The sequence below is a fragment of the Virgibacillus sp. LDC1 genome (genome assembly GCF_025792345.1).
GTDB classification, from domain to species: Bacteria; Bacillota; Bacilli; order Paenibacillales; family Paenibacillaceae; genus Paenibacillus_AQ; species Paenibacillus_AQ lautus.
Genome location: NZ_JAOXLZ010000001.1, coordinates 2,792,542 through 2,809,981, shown reverse-complemented (window position 1 = coordinate 2,809,981; position 17,440 = coordinate 2,792,542). Strand labels below are relative to the sequence as shown.

The 17,440-nt window shown below is 49.6% G+C and carries 21 protein-coding genes and 1 tRNA gene; 17 read left to right on the top strand and 5 right to left on the bottom strand.

The window, feature by feature from the left end:
* The first annotated feature begins 72 nt into the window (after positions 1–72).
* Entirely contained in the window at positions 73–528 is a 456-nt protein-coding gene (locus tag OHJ21_RS12430; RefSeq protein WP_486020190.1) for a RidA family protein, read from the top strand.
* A 2-nt stretch (positions 529–530) separates the two neighbouring features.
* Complete coding sequence (locus OHJ21_RS12425; RefSeq protein WP_486020189.1) at positions 531–1,046, top strand: GNAT family N-acetyltransferase; 516 nt, start codon at positions 531–533, stop codon at positions 1,044–1,046.
* Positions 1,047–1,119: 73 nt separating this feature from the next.
* On the opposite strand, the gene OHJ21_RS12420 is transcribed toward OHJ21_RS12425, so the two are convergent.
* Positions 1,120–1,968 carry an alpha/beta hydrolase family protein gene (locus OHJ21_RS12420; RefSeq protein ID WP_394054926.1) on the bottom strand — a complete coding sequence of 283 codons (849 nt, stop codon included), beginning with the start codon at positions 1,966–1,968 and terminating at the stop codon, positions 1,120–1,122.
* A 192-nt stretch (positions 1,969–2,160) separates the two neighbouring features.
* Here OHJ21_RS12420 and OHJ21_RS12415 point away from each other — a divergent pair.
* From OHJ21_RS12415 to OHJ21_RS12375, 9 genes are all read left to right on the top strand, one after another.
* Positions 2,161–2,233 (top strand) — tRNA-His (locus OHJ21_RS12415).
* 132 nt (positions 2,234–2,365) lie between these two features.
* A complete protein-coding gene (locus tag OHJ21_RS12410; protein ID WP_071220257.1) occupies positions 2,366–2,626 on the top strand; it encodes a YqkE family protein in 261 nt (86 codons plus the stop codon).
* Between the two features lie 172 nt (positions 2,627–2,798).
* Entirely contained in the window at positions 2,799–3,383 is a 585-nt protein-coding gene (locus tag OHJ21_RS12405; RefSeq protein ID WP_394054928.1) for a uridine kinase family protein, read from the top strand.
* A gap of 132 nt (positions 3,384–3,515) precedes the next feature.
* Entirely contained in the window at positions 3,516–4,235 is a 720-nt protein-coding gene (locus OHJ21_RS12400) for a DsbA family oxidoreductase (protein WP_394054930.1), read from the top strand.
* Positions 4,236–4,336: 101 nt separating this feature from the next.
* Positions 4,337–5,143, top strand: a complete 807-nt coding sequence (locus tag OHJ21_RS12395) for a GNAT family N-acetyltransferase (RefSeq protein WP_486020188.1) — start codon at positions 4,337–4,339, stop codon at positions 5,141–5,143.
* Between the two features lie 38 nt (positions 5,144–5,181).
* Positions 5,182–5,781 (top strand): DUF4269 domain-containing protein, encoded by a 600-nt coding sequence (locus OHJ21_RS12390; protein WP_326120219.1) that lies wholly within the window; start codon positions 5,182–5,184, stop codon positions 5,779–5,781.
* Positions 5,774–6,244, top strand: a complete 471-nt coding sequence (locus OHJ21_RS12385) for a DinB family protein (protein ID WP_486020187.1) — start codon at positions 5,774–5,776, stop codon at positions 6,242–6,244. The genes OHJ21_RS12390 and OHJ21_RS12385 overlap by 8 nt, the downstream gene beginning before the upstream one ends.
* 53 nt (positions 6,245–6,297) lie before the next feature.
* Positions 6,298–6,915: a TVP38/TMEM64 family protein gene (locus OHJ21_RS12380; protein WP_486020186.1), complete on the top strand. Its 618-nt coding sequence runs from the start codon at positions 6,298–6,300 to the stop codon at positions 6,913–6,915.
* Between the two features lie 186 nt (positions 6,916–7,101).
* Positions 7,102–7,419, top strand: coding sequence for a hypothetical protein (locus OHJ21_RS12375; protein WP_100537915.1), 318 nt, complete (start codon positions 7,102–7,104; stop codon positions 7,417–7,419).
* Positions 7,420–7,512: 93 nt separating this feature from the next.
* Here OHJ21_RS12375 and OHJ21_RS12370 read toward each other — a convergent pair whose 3' ends face one another.
* Genes OHJ21_RS12370 through OHJ21_RS12360 form a run of 3 tightly spaced genes read right to left on the bottom strand, consistent with a single transcriptional unit; the run spans position 7,513 to position 10,671 of the window.
* Positions 7,513–9,225: a CotH kinase family protein gene (locus OHJ21_RS12370; protein ID WP_486020185.1), complete on the bottom strand. Its 1,713-nt coding sequence runs from the start codon at positions 9,223–9,225 to the stop codon at positions 7,513–7,515.
* Between the two features lie 18 nt (positions 9,226–9,243).
* The gene (locus OHJ21_RS12365; protein WP_326113100.1) at positions 9,244–9,954 is read right to left on the bottom strand and encodes a DUF4956 domain-containing protein; all 711 of its coding nucleotides are present in this window, start codon (positions 9,952–9,954) and stop codon (positions 9,244–9,246) included.
* A 3-nt stretch (positions 9,955–9,957) separates the two neighbouring features.
* Positions 9,958–10,671: a polyphosphate polymerase domain-containing protein gene (locus OHJ21_RS12360; RefSeq protein WP_326120222.1), complete on the bottom strand. Its 714-nt coding sequence runs from the start codon at positions 10,669–10,671 to the stop codon at positions 9,958–9,960.
* Between the two features lie 261 nt (positions 10,672–10,932).
* On the opposite strand from OHJ21_RS12360, the gene OHJ21_RS12355 reads away from it, so the two are divergent.
* The 4 genes from OHJ21_RS12355 (at position 10,933) to OHJ21_RS12340 (ending at position 14,719) form a co-directional block, all read left to right on the top strand.
* Positions 10,933–12,279, top strand: coding sequence for a sensor histidine kinase (locus OHJ21_RS12355; RefSeq protein WP_486020184.1), 1,347 nt, complete (start codon positions 10,933–10,935; stop codon positions 12,277–12,279).
* The gene (locus tag OHJ21_RS12350; protein WP_486020183.1) at positions 12,276–12,914 is read left to right on the top strand and encodes a response regulator; all 639 of its coding nucleotides are present in this window, start codon (positions 12,276–12,278) and stop codon (positions 12,912–12,914) included. Before OHJ21_RS12355 ends, OHJ21_RS12350 begins: the two co-directional genes overlap by 4 nt.
* 190 nt (positions 12,915–13,104) lie before the next feature.
* Complete coding sequence (locus OHJ21_RS12345) at positions 13,105–14,058, top strand: DoxX-like family protein (RefSeq protein WP_486020182.1); 954 nt, start codon at positions 13,105–13,107, stop codon at positions 14,056–14,058.
* Positions 14,042–14,719 (top strand): DUF4166 domain-containing protein, encoded by a 678-nt coding sequence (locus OHJ21_RS12340; RefSeq protein ID WP_486020181.1) that lies wholly within the window; start codon positions 14,042–14,044, stop codon positions 14,717–14,719. Before OHJ21_RS12345 ends, OHJ21_RS12340 begins: the two co-directional genes overlap by 17 nt.
* Here OHJ21_RS12340 and OHJ21_RS12335 read toward each other — a convergent pair.
* On the bottom strand, positions 14,709–16,007 hold the full coding sequence (locus tag OHJ21_RS12335; RefSeq protein WP_486020180.1) for an MFS transporter: 1,299 nt from the start codon (positions 16,005–16,007) through the stop codon (positions 14,709–14,711). The genes OHJ21_RS12340 and OHJ21_RS12335 overlap by 11 nt on opposite strands.
* A gap of 157 nt (positions 16,008–16,164) precedes the next feature.
* On the opposite strand from OHJ21_RS12335, the gene OHJ21_RS12330 reads away from it, so the two are divergent.
* The gene (locus OHJ21_RS12330; protein WP_326113728.1) at positions 16,165–16,920 is read left to right on the top strand and encodes a DUF2087 domain-containing protein; all 756 of its coding nucleotides are present in this window, start codon (positions 16,165–16,167) and stop codon (positions 16,918–16,920) included.
* 27 nt (positions 16,921–16,947) lie between these two features.
* On the top strand, positions 16,948–17,301 hold the full coding sequence (locus OHJ21_RS12325) for a GIY-YIG nuclease family protein (RefSeq protein ID WP_100537905.1): 354 nt from the start codon (positions 16,948–16,950) through the stop codon (positions 17,299–17,301).
* Positions 17,302–17,440: the final 139 nt, after the last annotated feature.

The window sequence follows — 17,440 nt, the reverse complement described above, 5'->3', positions numbered from 1 at the left end:
CTTGTAAAAAGGTTTTTCCGTGATACAATAGTTAAAATTTATATAGAATATTTTTCCTGTAGGAGTGATCATATGACCGTTCATGCCGAGGAACGTCTGAAGCAGCTGGGCATTAGCCTGCCTGAAGCCAGCACGCCAGCAGCCAAGTATGCCAACTATGTTGTCGTTAACGGGTTGATGTATGTTTCTGGTAAGGGTCCCCCAGGACAGCCAAGAGGGAAGCTCGGGGAGCATTATACAACAGAGCAGGGGTATGAATATGCGCGTCTGACCGGGATTGAAGTTCTGGCCGTATTAAGAGAAGGGCTGGGGTCACTTGATAAAGTGAAGCGCGTGGTTAAGGTTCAAGGCTTCGTTAACGCAACAACCGACTATGAGGAGCATCATAAGGTGCTGAATGGATTCTCGGACTTGATGCTAGAGGTGTTCGGGGACCAAGGGATTCACGCCAGATCCGTATTCGGAGCCGTATCCTTACGGGATCAGCTGCCCGTCATTGTAGATTCGATCTTTCAAGTGGAGGAATAGTCATGGCATTAGCATTAAGGGAGCTGCAGGTGAAGGAGGATGAAAGTCTGCTGCTCATGGTCCAGGAAATCGGCCAGGGCGGGAACGGCTTCGTTAATGGACTAAATAGCGGCAGCATGGAAGAGTTCGCTTCCAAGGTACAGCGCAATTACGAAATGGGCAGAGGCATCGATCTGCCGGATCAGTATGTTCCCCAGACGATATATTGGCTGTACGATAACGACAAGCCTGTAGGATATGGTAAGCTGAGACACCGCTTGAATGACAATCTGCTAGAGCTAGGGGGACATATCGGGTATGTCATCAGGCCGTCGGAGCGTGGGAAAGGATATGGCAAGCGGCTGCTGGCGGAGCTGGTCAAGAAAGCCAATGAGAAGAACATATACCGTGTCCTTCTGACCTGCGATGAATTCAACCTGGCTTCTCGTCGCATCATTGAAACGAATCACGGTGAGTTAAGTTCCATTACGAACGGGACGTGTAAATACTGGATTGAGACGGCTGCCTTGCACAACTAGTTGGAAGCATTGCCAATCAACATTTGCTTGGAGGGAGATAGGTAGAAGGAGAGGCGCGCTCCTCAACTTCTACTTATTTCTTTAACCAGTCGAACATTCGGTGGATCGCCGCTGCATGCTGCGGTGGCGGGAAATGATGCCCAAGCCCTTCGTACAGGTGGGCTTCGGGCTGGCGTCCCAGCTCTTGAAGCTTGTTCATCATCCGGTAACTATGTTCCACCAGGACCTGCTCGTCCCGCGTCCCATGGACAATTAGAACGGGACATTGAATTCGATCCGCATAATGGATTGGGGACCGAAGAAGGTATCGTTCCGGAAACTTGGTTGGCGTACCGCCAATGACGCGTTTCATCATCCTGCGCAGATCGATCCGTTCCTCATAGGTTTGCGTCAGGTCGGAGACACCGCTCCAGAGAATCATTTTGGATACATGTGGTGACAGAGCAGCTGCCACGGCAGCATTGATCGCACCGCGGGAAAAGCCCAACAGATGAATACGGCTGTTATCTATCCATGAAATGCGTGATAGCCATTCGATTGCAGTGATCACATCCATCGTATCGGCACCACCGAATTCATCCCTGCCCTCGCCGCCTTCGTTTCCGCGATAGGCCGGAGCAAACACGGCATATCCTTGCGCCGCGAATTCTTCGACCCACTTTAACCTTACCGCGCCGATCCGGCCTATGCCGCCGCGGCAATACAGGACCAGCGGCAGCTTAGGGGCAGTCGATCCTGAGAATCCTTCCCGGATAGTGTCCTTATTTAAGGAGCATGCCAGCGTGCCGGTTATTGTAACGCCGTGAATTGCGTTGAACGCTTCGGACATCTCATGGGCGCTCGAACGGGGCAGTTGCGGCGGCAGACCCAGATACCCCTTGACATGCAATCCCTCTGAGACATAGTCAATATGATAGATCATCGATGTGCTTCCTCCCGTGCTTATATCATCATGTTGTATCGAATAAGGGCGCTATTATCTAGTTGGAATCAAGTAAGTATAGTATGTTCTTTCGGTTGAAATCAAGAATGGGATGTAAGAAATTACAATTTGCCAAATAGCTAAATATCTGATAAATTATGATCTCGGGCATATCCATTGCTCATTGTCATGGCGGTCGTGGCGAAGGGGTTAACGCACCGGATTGTGGCTCCGGCATTCGTGGGTTCAAGTCCCATCGATCGCCCTCAAAAGTAAAGTATACATAATGAGAAGGAGAGCCGAGAGGCTCTCTTTTTTCGTGGTTATAACCAAGCAGATATAGATGCCAGGTCCTTCATAAGATGATATAATAATGTGGAAATCGAGGTGAATGAACATGGCAAAAAAGAAACAGAAGTCTCCCTTGCCGCGAACCGAAGCTGCCGATAAACCCGCAACGTTAAAGGATATGCTGGACCCTCAAGTTCTGGCGAAGTTGAAGGCAACAACCGAATCCTTGAAAGCCAATGAAGCCGAGCGGCTGGAGAAGGAAAGGCAGGAACGGGAAGCTGTGCGCAAGGCCGAACAGAAACGGCGCGACAATGATTTTGAATATTTACTGGAACACAGCGAGATGGATTGGAAAAAATATAAGTGACAGGCGGCGGTATGCTGTCTGTTTTTTTATTATCGTGGTCTGTCTTCTGTGATCTTACGCCGGGGGCGGGAGAGGTTTTTCTTGTAACGCAGGAACTTTCAACTTCCTGGGATCGGTTGTATAATAATGGAACCTATACACTGGACATACATACGGAGGAAGATGAAAGGATATGGAGCGTAGGCAGACTTTAAGGATCGGGATTGGCGGGGGTTCGGGCAGCGGCAAGACAACGCTAAGTCTTAAGCTCAAGGAGAGATTAAGCGAGTACCGGGTGGCCATCTTCCATATGGATAAATACTATAAGTCCGTTAGGCCCTTGGCCAAGGCGCCCTTCACCAATCAAATATTTGAGGATTTTAACCATCCGGATGCCGTCGATATCGAGCGTCTGACCGAGGACTATGAGCACGCCGTCCATAGTGGCGAATACGATGTAATCGTTGTTGAAGGATTTCTCCTGTATCAATTCGAATACCTTCGGAACTCGCTTGATTTGAAGCTGTTCGTAGACTGCCCCGCGGATGAAAGAATGCTTCGCAGGAACCGGTGGTTTATAGATAAGGGACACAGCGAGGAAAGTGTGCTTCAGGAATATTTGCAGCTTGTAAGATACAGGCACGATGAATATGTTGAGCCTACCCGCTGGCATGCGGATCTGGTGATGAATAGTTCCTTGGCGGGAAATCAAGGCGTCGAGGTTGTGACGGATTGGATTTTTACCAGATTACGGGAGAACAGAAAACAGCTTGGATAACTGGCGCGCCTGTACTCGGTATCGTAAACATCCTTCTTAGACCTTTCCATATTTATGCGAGGTGTTGATGTCATGCTGAAAGCGGGTTACAATAAGTAAGTTAGTATTCATGCTCGCTAGGAGGCGAAAAGAATGAAAGTTGAAATATGGTCGGATTTTATGTGTCCGTTCTGTTATATTGGCAAACGCCGTTTCGAATCGGCACTCGAGCAATTTCCTAATAAAGATCAGGTTGAAGTGGTATATCGCAGCTTTGAGCTTGATCCCAATGCATCGTATAAGGCCGGGGTTACCATGGACGAGATCTTGGCATCCAAATACGGCATGAGTATCGAGCAGGCCAAGGCTGCGAACGACAACGTGACCCAGCAAGCGGCAAGCGTCGGGCTTACTTATCACATGGATCGCGTCATCCCGGCCAACTCATTTGATGCTCACCGCCTGGTTCATTTTGCATCCGGGCATGGTAAAATGAAAGAAATGACGGAGCGGTTGTTCCGTGCATACTTTACAGACGGCGAGAATCTTGGTGATAAGAATCGGCTTGCTGATCTGGCAGCTGAAGTCGGCCTGGAGCGGAATCAGGCTGTGGCCGCGCTCGAGGGTGACGACTTCCAATCCGAAGTAAGGGCAGACGAAGCAGCAGCAACCAATTTGGGAATTCGGGGAGTGCCGTTTTTTGTGCTGGGAGGCAAATACGCCGTATCCGGCGCGCAGCCGCTGGAAGTGTTCACGGACGCTCTAGATAAAGCTTATCGTGAAGCGAATCCGCTAGTGATGATGAATGATTCGGACAGCAGCGACGGCATGTGCGCCGACGGATCATGCGATCTGCCGGGCAGCGCGAAATAAAACATACACAGCAAGTAAGAGCCCGAAGCATCAGTAAGCGATCTTCGGGCTCTTTTTATCACACGTTAAGGAGAACTAATCATTAATACATAGGAGGCAATATGCAGCATCTTCCATCTGAGGAACTTATCCATCGAATTCAGGATTCGGAAACGGATTATATGTTTGATCGAATGAAAGCAATCGAAGGTCGGACCGGAAATCCCGAAGGGGTCGAAATGAAGCGCTTCGGCCATGCGCTGTGCTTATACAGCAAGACGATGCCTTGGCTTTCTTTTAACACGGTGAAAGGACTGCGTTCAGAGGATCTATATAACCTGGATGATATCATCGACTTTTATCAATCGAGGGATCGCAAGTTCCAGTTCGAGATTGTTCCCGGCCTGGTGAATCAGGAAGTTCTGGCTGCGCTTGCCGATCGCGGATTCTATCAATCTGCTTTTCATAATGCCATGTATATGAACCCGCAGGAGCTGGAGGGGGTGCAAGGTAATGGAATTGTGATCAGAACAATAGACAAAGATGAATTTGAGGATTATGCTAAAGTTCATTGCCGTGGAACAGGATTGCCTGATCAAGGAATTCCATCTGTAGCCTCGAATAATCGTGTATTGTATTCACGACCGGGATGGAACTTCTATATGGCTTATGTCGAAGATGAGCCGGCCGCAGCTGGCGTCATGTACGTAAATCAATCGACAGCGTCACTAACATTTGCGGCAACACTCCCGGAGCATCGAAGACAGGGCTTGCAGCGGGAGCTGCTTCGCAGGAGAATACAGGAGGCGAAGCTTGCAGGGTGCGACCTTGTTGCCTCGCAGTGCGCTTTCTTATCGCAGAGCCATCGTAACATGGAATCGGTCGGCATGAAGCTGGGCTATGTTCGGACGACGTGGACCGAGCGCTAACCTGAAAGTTGAGCGGAGTAAGGCAGGTGGAGGCAGCCATGCAAGAACCTATGGATTTTCTTAACTTGGAATACTTACGACTAGGCTCTGATAGACAAAAGCAAGCAGCGATGGTTATAGACGAGCTTCGACTATGGGATCATTTGAAACCCTGCAACCCGATATTGGTGGGCACGATCCCTATCGGGATTGACATCGCTTCAAGCGATCTTGATATCATCTGCCATGTGACGGATTTTGCCCGTTTTGAGCGAGAGCTCAAGACGCGTTATAGCGAACTTGTTTTGAATTTCACATGCTCATCCCGTACGGTCAACAACATGGATCGAACGGTAGCGCGTTTTCGGTATAAAGGATGGGAATTCGAGATTTTTGCGCAGTCATTACCTTCTACGAAGCAGAATGGTTACCGTCATATGATCGTGGAATACAAGCTTCTGAAGCAACTCGGTGAAGCTGCAAGACAAAAGATCATCGAGCTGAAGAGGTTGGGTTACAAGACGGAGCCTGCCTTTGCGAAGCTGTTACATATCTCGGGCGATCCTTATGAAGAGCTATTGAAGATGTATCACTGGCCGGAGGATCGACTTGACGCCTATATGAAATCTTATATGGACAAGGAGAATGGATATGAGTGACAACCAGCAGCTGCTGAATGAGTATTCCGCGTGGATCGGCAAAGTGAGAGAGTTCGCGGAACAGGAAGAGGGGTATTGGAGCACCCCGATTGCAGAGGGGAAATGGACCGTACGTGATGTGGTATGCCATATCATGCGCTGGGATGAGTATTTTTACACTGAAGCCATTGCCAAAATCTCCACAGGGGATGCATTGACCGTCCGGCATGTGGATTATGACACGTTCAATGAAGAGTCGAGGCAATATGCCAAGACATTATCAACAGAAGCGCTGGTGGATCAGACGATAACCGCAAGGGAGAAGCTGATTCGGGCGATTGAAGCCATGCCTGAGACGTCATATGAGTTGCGGTACACGGACGGGGACGGGCATCCCTTTGAGGTGGCGCAATTTATGCGGGATTTCATCTGGCACGACAACCACCATCTGGCTCAGCTGAATCAGGTGCTTCAGGTCGGCTAGTCGGCAATACTTAGCAGAAATGGGTGAAGTCATTGAATGGCTACTTGGACATCATGTCTTACTTTACAGAGAGCAATCTGGAATGGTGGTTAGAACAATTTAGAGCTTTAGGCCCTCTGCCGGGCATCCTTCTGACTTTCCTGAAGTCTTTCATTCCACCGATGCCTACAATCGTGATCGTAGGTGTTAATGCGGCGGTGTATGGGCTTTGGGCAGGGTTTCTTTACTCCTGGATCGGTATGGTGGCAGGATGCTTAACGACCTTTCTCATCGTGCGCAAAATATCCGGTACGGCCCTGATCGAACGCTGGGCGAATAAACCTAAAGTTCAGCGTGGTATGCGCTGGATTCAGCGCAACGGATTCAGTTACGTTTTCCTGCTTGGCATACTTCCCGTAGGGCCGTTTGTCGCTGTCAATGTGGCCGCCGGGCTGGCCCGAATGAACCTGATGTCCTATCTGATGGCTGTAACCTTGGGCAAGGGCATTATGGTGTTCTGTGTCTCTTACATCGGTGCCAACCTGTCCGATTTTATTGCTGAACCTTTTAAATTGTTAGGTGTCCTTGCCTTTATCGTGCTGTCCTTGTGGGTCAGTCGGAAGCTGGATTCATATTTTATAAGAAAACAATCGGTTCAGGATCAACAAGCAGAGTTAGGCCCCATGAAATAGCCGGCTCCGTGATGGTTATTTAGGAACGGTTGAATTACCAGTACAGGTTATCGATTTACCTCAAGATTAAAGCGGGCGGTATGGGTGCATCATGGCCATATCGCCCTTTTTGCTTATCATGAGCTTATTTTTGCTGTATAATGGAAAAATAACCAGTACCAGCATGATTATAAAGGAGTAAGTGTTATGACCAAATTGGCCTCATCCATTCTCGAAATGATTCGTATGATGATCATTATGATGATCTTTGTAACCGTTCTGGGCAACATAGAGCATCAAATACTGAAGAACTGGGTACCTTGGGAAGGACTATACTTCCTGTTCCTGTTCGTGGGGAATGTACTGTGGTTTCTGGTCCTTTATCGCAATCGCCTGCAATTCAGCGGTTGGTATCGCTCAACCGCGACCCAGCACAAGCTGTCGAGAAATACGACGAGGATTGTCATGGCGCTGGGCATGATCCTGATCGGAGCGCCCATCATGATCACGTGGTTCATTGTATAATAGGTGTAAACCATCGGTCATAGGCTCAAACGATCGTAGATAAAGGGGCAGTTCCCAAGGTATCGACCTTGGGAACTGCCCCTTGTTAGATGATTACAGTCTTTTACGTTTATACAGTGTTACAAAGAGACAAGAGAGAAGCAGCAGGGCGATGGATACTCCGGCGTATAAGGCTTCCTTGGGACTGCCTTGTTCCTCGGCAGCCCCGTTTGACCGATCGCCCGGCCGGCCCATTCCTGGGCCTCCCTGCACTTGACCGCCAAACTCGCCGCCGAATCCGTTGCCCATCTGCCCCTGAGGGAAATCCGGCACTTGGCCTTGACCATTCTGAACAGGGTCTTGAGGCATGACCGGTTGATTTCCATCAGAAGGGGGCTGATCCGAAGATTGGGTTTGATCTTTAGGAAGCACTTCTGCATTTTGTGATGGTTCCGTATTTACGGCTGGAGCAGCATCAACCGTTGTTCTTTCGTTGTTGGTGGGCGTGTTCCCGCCAGGTACCATCCCGCCACCACCGCCCGGACCCATGCCGCCGCCGCTGCCGGTTCCATCGCCTGCGGAAGGAATCGTTCCATCCAGCTGCTGCTGGATATTATCCATGGACTCTTCCACGAATGAGGTTAATGTCGGGATGGATCGCTCGTACTCCTCATAGGAGTAGAAAGATCTCGGGTCTTGCTTAACGTGCCCGGAAATTAAATCTTGTAATTGCGCCACCCGTTCATTGAATGTTTCCTGCTGCATGTAGCCCTCCAGCATCTCCGAGAGGATGGCGTGATAGCGCTCCTTATATTCGTCAACCTCGAGCAGCTTGGCAATCAGGGGCCGTTCCGCCAAGGCTCCCTGAGTAGGTTCGTCAATAAGGATGCCCGATCCGCCGAATCCCCCAAATGCCATATTGTAATCCCAAGGCAGGACAGAGAAGACGCCTTTGTTCTCATACAGATAATAGTTCTGTTTATTCATCCCCAGGTAGCTGTCCATATTAGAAGCAACGACGTTCAAGGCAACGTACTTAAGTACATTATCCACGTCCAGGACCTTCTCATAATCGTTGCCGTTATTGAGCTCGTCCAGCATATCGATCAATACATCGTCATTGAATGATTTGGATTTCATGACAAGTCCGGTATAGGAATCGGGGTCATTGCCAAGCCAAGTCAGATCGCTGCCGGCACCGTTCATTTCGGCCTTGTACAACGCGCCGTAGGAATTATTGAAATGACGCTCCAGATAGGAGTCGCCAATCTGTTCAATCGCGAGGTAGAACCCCCATAATTCATCGTTAACGTATACATTGACGTAAGAGAAGCCGGGTGTCGGCAGTCCGACGGAATCCGCCAGCTCGTAGGTCAGGAATTCCCGCATATACGAGGCGTCGCTGTAGTTGTTGTTCAGATTGATTTTACTGATTCCATTCAAGGTTTGATTAAGGTATTCGTCAAAGGATAGTTTGAAGCTGTAACGGTCGGAGTCCGAATTGACTACGCTGCGCAGGCTTAAATTGCCTTTGGTGCGAATGCCGACATGATCAAATTGCATGCCGTTGTAATTGACGGATGCTTCTTTATATTCTTCAGCGCTGGCGTTGTCCAGCATATCCTGAAAATCGGCTTCGTCAATCGTGATTTTAACATCAATGACCTTATCCTTCGGAAAAACCGTCGAATCCATTTGCTCCTGCTGAGCATCGCTCTCCGTGCTGCTTACCGTCCCGGCAGCCGTGGATGTCCATTGGCAGCCTGAAATTAGGAGGACTATGGTCATCACAAGGGACAGTTGAACCGTCATTCTTTTTTTTATCATCTCTGACCACCGCCTGACTTAGGATACATAGTCGCCACTGTAACTGATCAGAACCGCGTTATGAACGCCCGGGAGCTGGGACAGCTTGTTCACGAACTGGCCTTCGGCGTCGCGCAGCCTTACTTCCAGTGTCAGCTCAATGCTGCCTGGGGTCACGGTTTTTTGCTTCAGATTATAACGCTTCACGGCTTGACCCATTTGTTCTTTTACGGCTTGTTCGCTCTGTTCATTATCGCAATGAATCACGAGCAGATAAGGGGTATCCACCGTTGCTTTTTTAATGAAGAAGAACAGGATCAGACCGACTACGATGGAGCCGATGGCAGCCAGCGTGTAGAACCCGGCTCCGGTTACGATCCCGGCAACCGCGGCCCAGAACAGGAAGATCAGATCGGTTGGGTCCTTGATGGGCGTACGGAAACGGACAATGGAGAGTGCGCCGACCATACCGAGTGAGAGCACGAGATTGGAGTTAATGGCTATGATGACAACGGCCGTGATCATGGTCATCCCGATCAGAGACACGTTAAAGCTTTTGGAATACAGCACGCCGCTGAAGACTCTTTTATAGAGCAGGTAAATGAATAACCCGATAACAAAGGCAACGGCCAGCGTAAGTAGAATTTTGGAGATGCTGATATCGGATACGAAGTTTTCCATGACGGATTTTTTGACGATATCCGAAAAATTGGTGGTGTTCGTATTGCTTGAAGTCGATGTGGTGTTCATGAATTATTGATCCTCCCATGTGTTATATTTCAGAAATTTACGGCACATCACGTATTTGGAGGCCGATTGACGGGCCAGTCCTTCCAACTGCAGTGCGATTTTGATGTAATCCGGGATGTATTCGTCATATTTGACCTCGAGTATAATCAGATTCTCATCGATCGCCCGGATGGGCAGCAGATTCCGATTAAACAGATCCGTGGAGTGCAGGCCGGTTCGAAGCTCCTTGTCAAACGTAATTCGGACATTTCCGTTGGCGCAGACATATGGCTCGCGGACATAATCGACAATGACCTTGGGACGCAGCAGCTTATGCTTCATTTCGTGATACAGCTCCATCATCAATGGCTTGTCCGGCTGATAGAGGCATTCATATTGACCGGCCATGATCTGATCGGCCATCTCCCTTGTGAGCGGCTCCTTCAGTTTGGCGATGTAATCCCGGAATTTGATTTTTTTCTCAAAATGGATGGTGTTGTCGGTTACGTTGTAGATGCGGATGCGGTATTTCACCCGGTCCCGAACCCCAGCCAGCTTCTCGTATAACGCTTTGTTGTTGATATCGTCAAAGTACAAGCTTCGAATGTGATATTCCCCGCCGGGCCCTGCATGCTGATCGTAGGTCACCAGATTTCTTAATCGTTGACGGATGATTCGGTACTGGTGAATATTCATAAAAAATTTAAGCTCGTTCCGGTATTTTAATTGGGTTGTCATGATTCCACCTCGTTTCTCTCTATCATTCGTGTGCTTGATTGCTTACGAAATCTATCCTATCAATCGTTCCTGATATCTTTCTTAAATACGGCTGAATGTAAACTGAATGTTTTCGCTATGTAAAAATCGAAGTATCGAAGCAAGACAAAATTCATGATTTGATGGATCCGACTTGTTCGTGGAGGCAAGCTAAGAGGTCCCGCAGCCGTAACAATTGTGGTAGGATGAAACTATATTCGCGAAGAGAATGGACGATGCGTCATGATATATTATGTGGTAGCGCTTTGGAGCGCGGCGGCTGTACTGCTGTTCAACCAGCCTCGGAGCGAGGTGAACCGCTGGGCGGCTTTTTTTCTGTGGAGCGCAGGAATCGGCGGTTTGACAGATTTGCTTGTGCCTGCGGGTTTTATTGCGGTCCGGTACGAGCCGTGGATTCAATTTCTAAACCATACCTTGACACCGTATGGCGTGTTAATATTTTGCTTGGTGTATACACGCACGCCCGGGCAGCATAAGAGAAAACGCGATTTCAAAATAGGATTGTTTTTGCCGGTGCTCGCGATGTTGGTCCAGGTGCTTTTGACGGAAGATTACCGAATTCATTATGGCTGGTTATTCGTATGGACAGTTCCCTATTATGTGGCCGCCTGTGCCTTGCTTATTCGCGCGTTGTCGCATGAGATGAATCCGCAAAAACGCAAAAGCATGTGGATTACCACCTGGATTATGGTGCCTACCTTGCTCGGGGTGATGCTGCTGATTAATGTGGGAAATCTGATCTCGCCCGGTTATGATTCGTTCCGGTATGTGTCCCTGTTCATTCTGTATTCGCTGGGCGTTGCCGTCATCTGTACCTTTGTGTACGGCGTCCTGGGCGTACGCCTGAAATTTGAGCGCGATCCGCTGGATCGCACGATGCAAGCCGTCAGCTCGGGGACATCGATGCTGAATCATACCATTAAGAATGAGATCGGGAAGATTGCGATGAGCACGGACAATGTAAAGCGGCTGCTGCCACAAGACAACGGCGTTGCCATCGAACAGCTTGAAGTCATAGCGAATTCATCCGAGCATCTGCTTGCCATGGTGGGGCGCATGCAGCAGCAGATGAAGGCGTTTAAGCTTGTGGAACAGCCAGTCCGCGTGGATCAGCTGCTTGCTGAACTGCAGCTCCGCGAACAGGATCTGCTGCGCAGGCATGGCGTCGAATTTAGCGTAATCTGCCGCCAGCGGCCGTGGCTGCTCGCGGATACCGTCCATTTGAAGGAAGCGATCAGCAATCTCATTCGCAACAGCGTGGAGGCGATGCCTGAGGGAGGGCTGATTACGATAACGATAACCGCAGACCGCAAAGGGGCGGCGATTACCGTTAAAGATAACGGGATTGGCATTCCAAGAGCGCAGCAGGCGATTGTGTTTGAACCTTTTTACAGTACCAAGGGTCATAAGCAGGATAATTTCGGGCTCGGTTTGTCGTATGTTTATAACGTGATGAAGAAAAGCGGAGGCTCCGTAGGTCTGGAGAGCCGCGAAGCGGTTGGTACGGAGATTACGTTATATTTTCCGCGCAGTAAAATGATTCGTTTATCCGGGAGGGAAGAAGCTTGAACCGCATACAAATCTTCTTGGTAGAGGATGATCCGGATTGGATTAAATCGATGACCGTTTTTCTGAATGCGCAGGAGGATATGATCGTTGTCGGGACGGCCGAGTCGTCCGAACAAGCGATTGCGATGGCGCAAATCCTCTCCTTTGATATCGTGCTAATGGATATTCAGCTGACTGCCGGCCGACTTGACGGGATATACACGGCCGCCGAAATTCTTGAGCGCAAGCCGCAGGCCAAGGCCATCATGTTGACCTCGCTGGGTGACGAGCAGGTGATCACGCAATCCTTTACGGCCGGTGCCGTCAATTATATTGAGAAGTCGAAGTTTAAGGAGCTGCCGGCTGCAATCCGAAGCGCTGTGCTTCATCTGGGATCGATGGAGGTGCTGCTCAAGGAATTCGCCCGCCTTAAGCGCGAAGAGCAGCTGCGCGGCTTGACGCCTGCGGAGCGTGAGGTGTTTGATCTATTGGATGAAGGGTACACCCATTCCCAGATGGAGAAGAAACTGTTCAAAACCGAGAGCACGCTCAAGAACCAGATCAATAAAATGTTGAAAAAGCTCGGGGTAAGAAGCAGCAAGGAAGCCGTGGAGAAGATCCGCCGCAAAGGGATCGTGAGAGAGAACGACAACTAGCTCTTGGGACCAATTAAGGCCGGATTATATAGAAGGGACGGAAGAGGTACTACGAAACGTAGTACCTCTTCTTTGTATGTTCTACAAAAGTGAGGTCTAACGGGGAGTTCCCCGCGGCTGTAAAATGACTTGTAAATAGAGAGGTGTCCGGCTGAAGACCTAAAGGACATCCCAAGGGGAGCTGAAGCGTATGAAGAGAAATCCGATCTATGTCGAACTCGATATCAAGACGGATATGGAGAAGCTGTGGACGTTGACGCAGAGGCCTGAGCTGCATCAACAGTGGGATTTGCGGTTTTCCGAGATCCATTATTTGCCGAAGGCTGATTCGGACATGCAGCGGTTTTTATATAAAACCCGCATTGGTTTCGGGCTGGAAGTGACGGGGACGGGAGCTGCGAAAACAGCCGTGCACCCGAAAACGGGGAATCGCATCTCGGTGCTGCGATTCGGCTCGGATCAGCGCTGCTCCCTGATTCGGGAGGGAAGCGGCTATTGGAAGTATACAAACAAGGGGAGCAGGGGCATCAGTTTCTCTACCCAATACGATTACAAAACACGGTTCGGCATGGCAGGCGCATGGTTTGACCGGTTGCTGTTTCGGCCTTTATTCGGCGCGGCGACGGCTTGGAGCTTTGATGTGCTGCGTTTGTGGGCAGAGAAGGATATTCCGCCTTCGGCAACGATTCCAAAGGCACTCATCCATGCTTTGAGCGTACTTATGCTGGCCATTCTATGGTGTTATGAGGGGCTGGTACCGAAGCTGTTGTTCCCGGAAGCCGGTGAGCTTGATCTGTTGCGGCAGTCGGGCTTGGCTGGAGGGCAGGAGGGCTTGGTGCTGACATTGCTCGGCATAACCGAGATTGGCGTTGGGTTATTGACGCTGCTCTTCCATAAGAGTCGGTTGTGGTACAGGCTGCAAATTCTCTTGCTGTCGGTCTTGATGCTTGGAGCATGGATGACGGCCCCCCAGTTAATGAAGGCTCCGTTCAATCCGTTAACGCTTAGCGGATCCATGATGGGATTATGCTTCATGGCTTTGCTGTCTGCTGCAGATTTACCGAGTGCCTACCGCCCCGCACGAAGACCCGTCCCCGGGCATAACTCCCGTAAAGGAGGGGAGATGCATGACCTCGATCTATGAACAAGCGCTGGGCTTGCAATTTCAACAGCTCCATCCCAAAATTCGGGAGAGGTTCGGGTTTGCCAGCAAGGATCACATCGCTTCGATTGGCGAAGGCATTATGGAAGAGATCTGGTACGCACCTTGGGCTGCGCTGCCTCTGTATATAGGCACGAAGCGGCATATTATGATTCCGAATCGCGGAAAAGGGATTCCGTTTCGGATCGAGAACTATGCGTATCGGGATGAATGGGGAAGAGAAACGGTGACGTGGTGTCGCAGCTTTGATTTTCCGGGTGTCCAAAGGCGGTTTGATGCCACGATGATCTATAGTACGCAGCGCAGCCGAGTCGTGGATTATTTAGGGAATAAACAGCACTTGGCGGTCGATCTCCGGATAGCCGTAGGGGCTAACGGCGGAATTCGCATTCAATCGGGGGAGCAGAGGTTTTATGAGGGGCTTTTGCAGTTTCGAGTTCCCCGGTGGTTCACCGGAACAGCCGATGTAAACGAATGGTATGATGACGGGGATCAACAATACCGGATCTCCGTTGAGGTGGACAATCCGATATGGGGGCCCGTCTTCCGGTACAAGGGAAGCTTTCAGGCCCGGACCATTGCCGTAGCTGATGGAGCTGTTCCGCTCCATGCGAAACCACTGCGGGTTGAGGCTAGAGAGTAGCGGCGGTATCAGAGGAGGAGAGGCTGCTGCCTTTGCGCTCACGGAACATTCGATAGTATAGAAACGAAGATACAACATATAGCGTTCCGGTAATACAAAATGTGATCGCATATCCCCAATAACTGCCGTAAGTGGTGACGAGTTTAGATTGTACAGGTCCCATGGTGGCCCAGCCCAGCATGAAGGCGGTTTGCGTGACCGAATTGGCGATTCCTCTTCGGTGATCCGGTACGCGGTCGATCAGAATCGAGGATTGTATCGGATTGGCGGCATTCATTAGAGCTTGGCGGAACAGGAAGCCGACCGATGCAATGAGGAGTACGTTCGTGAATCCGGTTAACAGCAGGAAGGGCAAGGATAGCACTTGAAAGAGCACCACGGCCCTGACGGCTCCCACCCGATTCACCAGTGTAGGTCCGATCATCATCGACACAATCGTCATGACTTGTCCGAGTGATATCAGAATGCCGACCGCCGATAACGATACCGAGAAGCGGTTGGTAAAATATAAATTCAAATAAGGCACGACAAGCCCAGAGCCCAGGCCGATTAACAATTGGGCAAGCGCGAACTGACCGATGACTTTGTAATCCCCCAAACCGGAGGTGTTAATAGCTCCTCCTGCCTGAGCTGGTTGATGATCCGTAAGCGGTGCATCCAGTGCCTGTATCTCCTCGGCCTTCAGATCGGTTGTGAACAAGAGCGGGATAAACGCCGCAAAGGTTGCCAGGCCGCCTATGAAAAGCGCGGTTTTCAAGCTGCCGACCTTGTTCATACCAACGGCCTGCAGGGCATCAGCCAAAAATCCGCCTCCCATGCTTCCGAGCACTTGAGAAGCAAGGACAAGCGAGGCGTGGATGCTAAAGATCCGCATGCGAGCCGATTTCGCCGTGTTTTCCGCCAAGAAGGGGATAGCCAGCACCTGAAAGAAGGATGCGAACAGACCGGTATATATCGCAAGGCCAAGCAAGCTGAACTCGCTTTCCAGAAAAGCGCGGGCGATCAGTCCTGCACCGCTTAACAACGCCCCAAGGACGAGGATTCGTTTGCGGCTGCCACGGTCTCCGATCAGGCCAATCGGAATGAACATCAATGCCGTTGCCAGGGATTGAATACTGACCACTGTTCCATTCATGGAGTCATTATACCCAAGGCCTTGTATGTATAAATTGTAGAGCACGCTAAACATGCCGGTACCGATCTGATACAGCACGTTTGCTAGAAAAAACAGCTTGATGTTACGCGGCCAAGAACGCATTTCTTTTGCCGACTGTTGGATGAAACTCATGATGATACCCCCTAAATTTTACAGCAGCAACCTCTATTCTAGCAGGTTCCACAGAAGGGAGGAAGAAATATTATATCGAAGTGGAGTACGATTGACATGTTATAGACAAAAATATAAAATGTCTATATAAATAACAATTTGAAAAGTGGTGTTTACATTGGATCCGAACGAGCGTTTCTGGAATGCTTCTATAGATGAACTTAAACAAGGCTATGTTGACGAAGGTCCCGTATGGGTATGCCTCCTGTGCGGCAAGACGATCGAGAAAGGGATCATCTACCCGGACCAAGATGTGTTATATGAGTCAGAACGATACATGACTGTACATATCCGCCGGGAGCATGGTTCGGTGTTTCAGTATTTGTCGGGACTCGATAAGAAGCTGACTGGACTGACCGAGCATCAGAATCGATTGCTGCAGCTCTTCTATCAAGGCATGAACGATAAAGAGGTTCAACAGGAGCTGGGCATAGGCAGCGCATCGACGATTCGCAATCACCGGTTTGCCTTGAAGGAGAAGGAAAGGCAGTCCAAGGTGCTGCTGACTTTAATGGAGCTGCTGAAGGAAAAGGATGACCACGCACCGGCATTTGTTGAGATTCCCAAGCAGGCCAAGATGGTGGATGAGCGCTACAATGTTACGGAAGAAGAAAGGCAAGCAATTCTGGCCAAGGTATTTCCCGAAGGGACCGATGGTCCGCTGAAGACATTTAAGCTCAAGGAAAAGCAGAAATACGTCGTTTTGCGAGAAATCGCAGCTCGTTTTAAACCGGGTGTCAAGTATACCGAACAAGAAATCAACGATACGATCGGGAGGGACCATCCCGATTATGTGACGATTCGCCGATATTTGATTGAATATGGTTTTTTGGATCGCAAGGACGATGGAAGCCAGTACTGGTTAACGATTTAAACGCTAAGATTAGGAGGATTTAACGCCATGAATCGCAGACAGGAATTAAATCAAATGTATAAGGAAATCAAGATTGAAGCAGGCGTGTATCAAATACGAAACACAAAGAACGGCAAAGTATTTGTTGCCGGAACGAATAACTTGAAGACCATGAACGGCAAACGATTCGAGCTGCAGATGGGAACAAGCTACAATAAGACGCTTCAGCGGGAATGGAATGAGTATGGCGAGGATGCATTTGTTTTTGAGATTCTGGAGACCATGGAGCCGAAGCAAGATCCGTTCTATGATCTGAAGGATGCGGTCAGCAAACGGGAAGCCTATTGGATTGAACAGCTGGAACCTTTTGGAGAAAAGGGGTATAACGCAGAGAGAAAATAAGGCTTTTGTGTGGCGAACCTATGTGTAGGATATGAAATCACGTTCCTTTCGTTTGCAATGCGCTGTAAGGGTAAGATATGATGAATTTAGCGGCTTAAATTGCTTCCTTTCCTACTTTTTACTACACGAAAGCGAGACG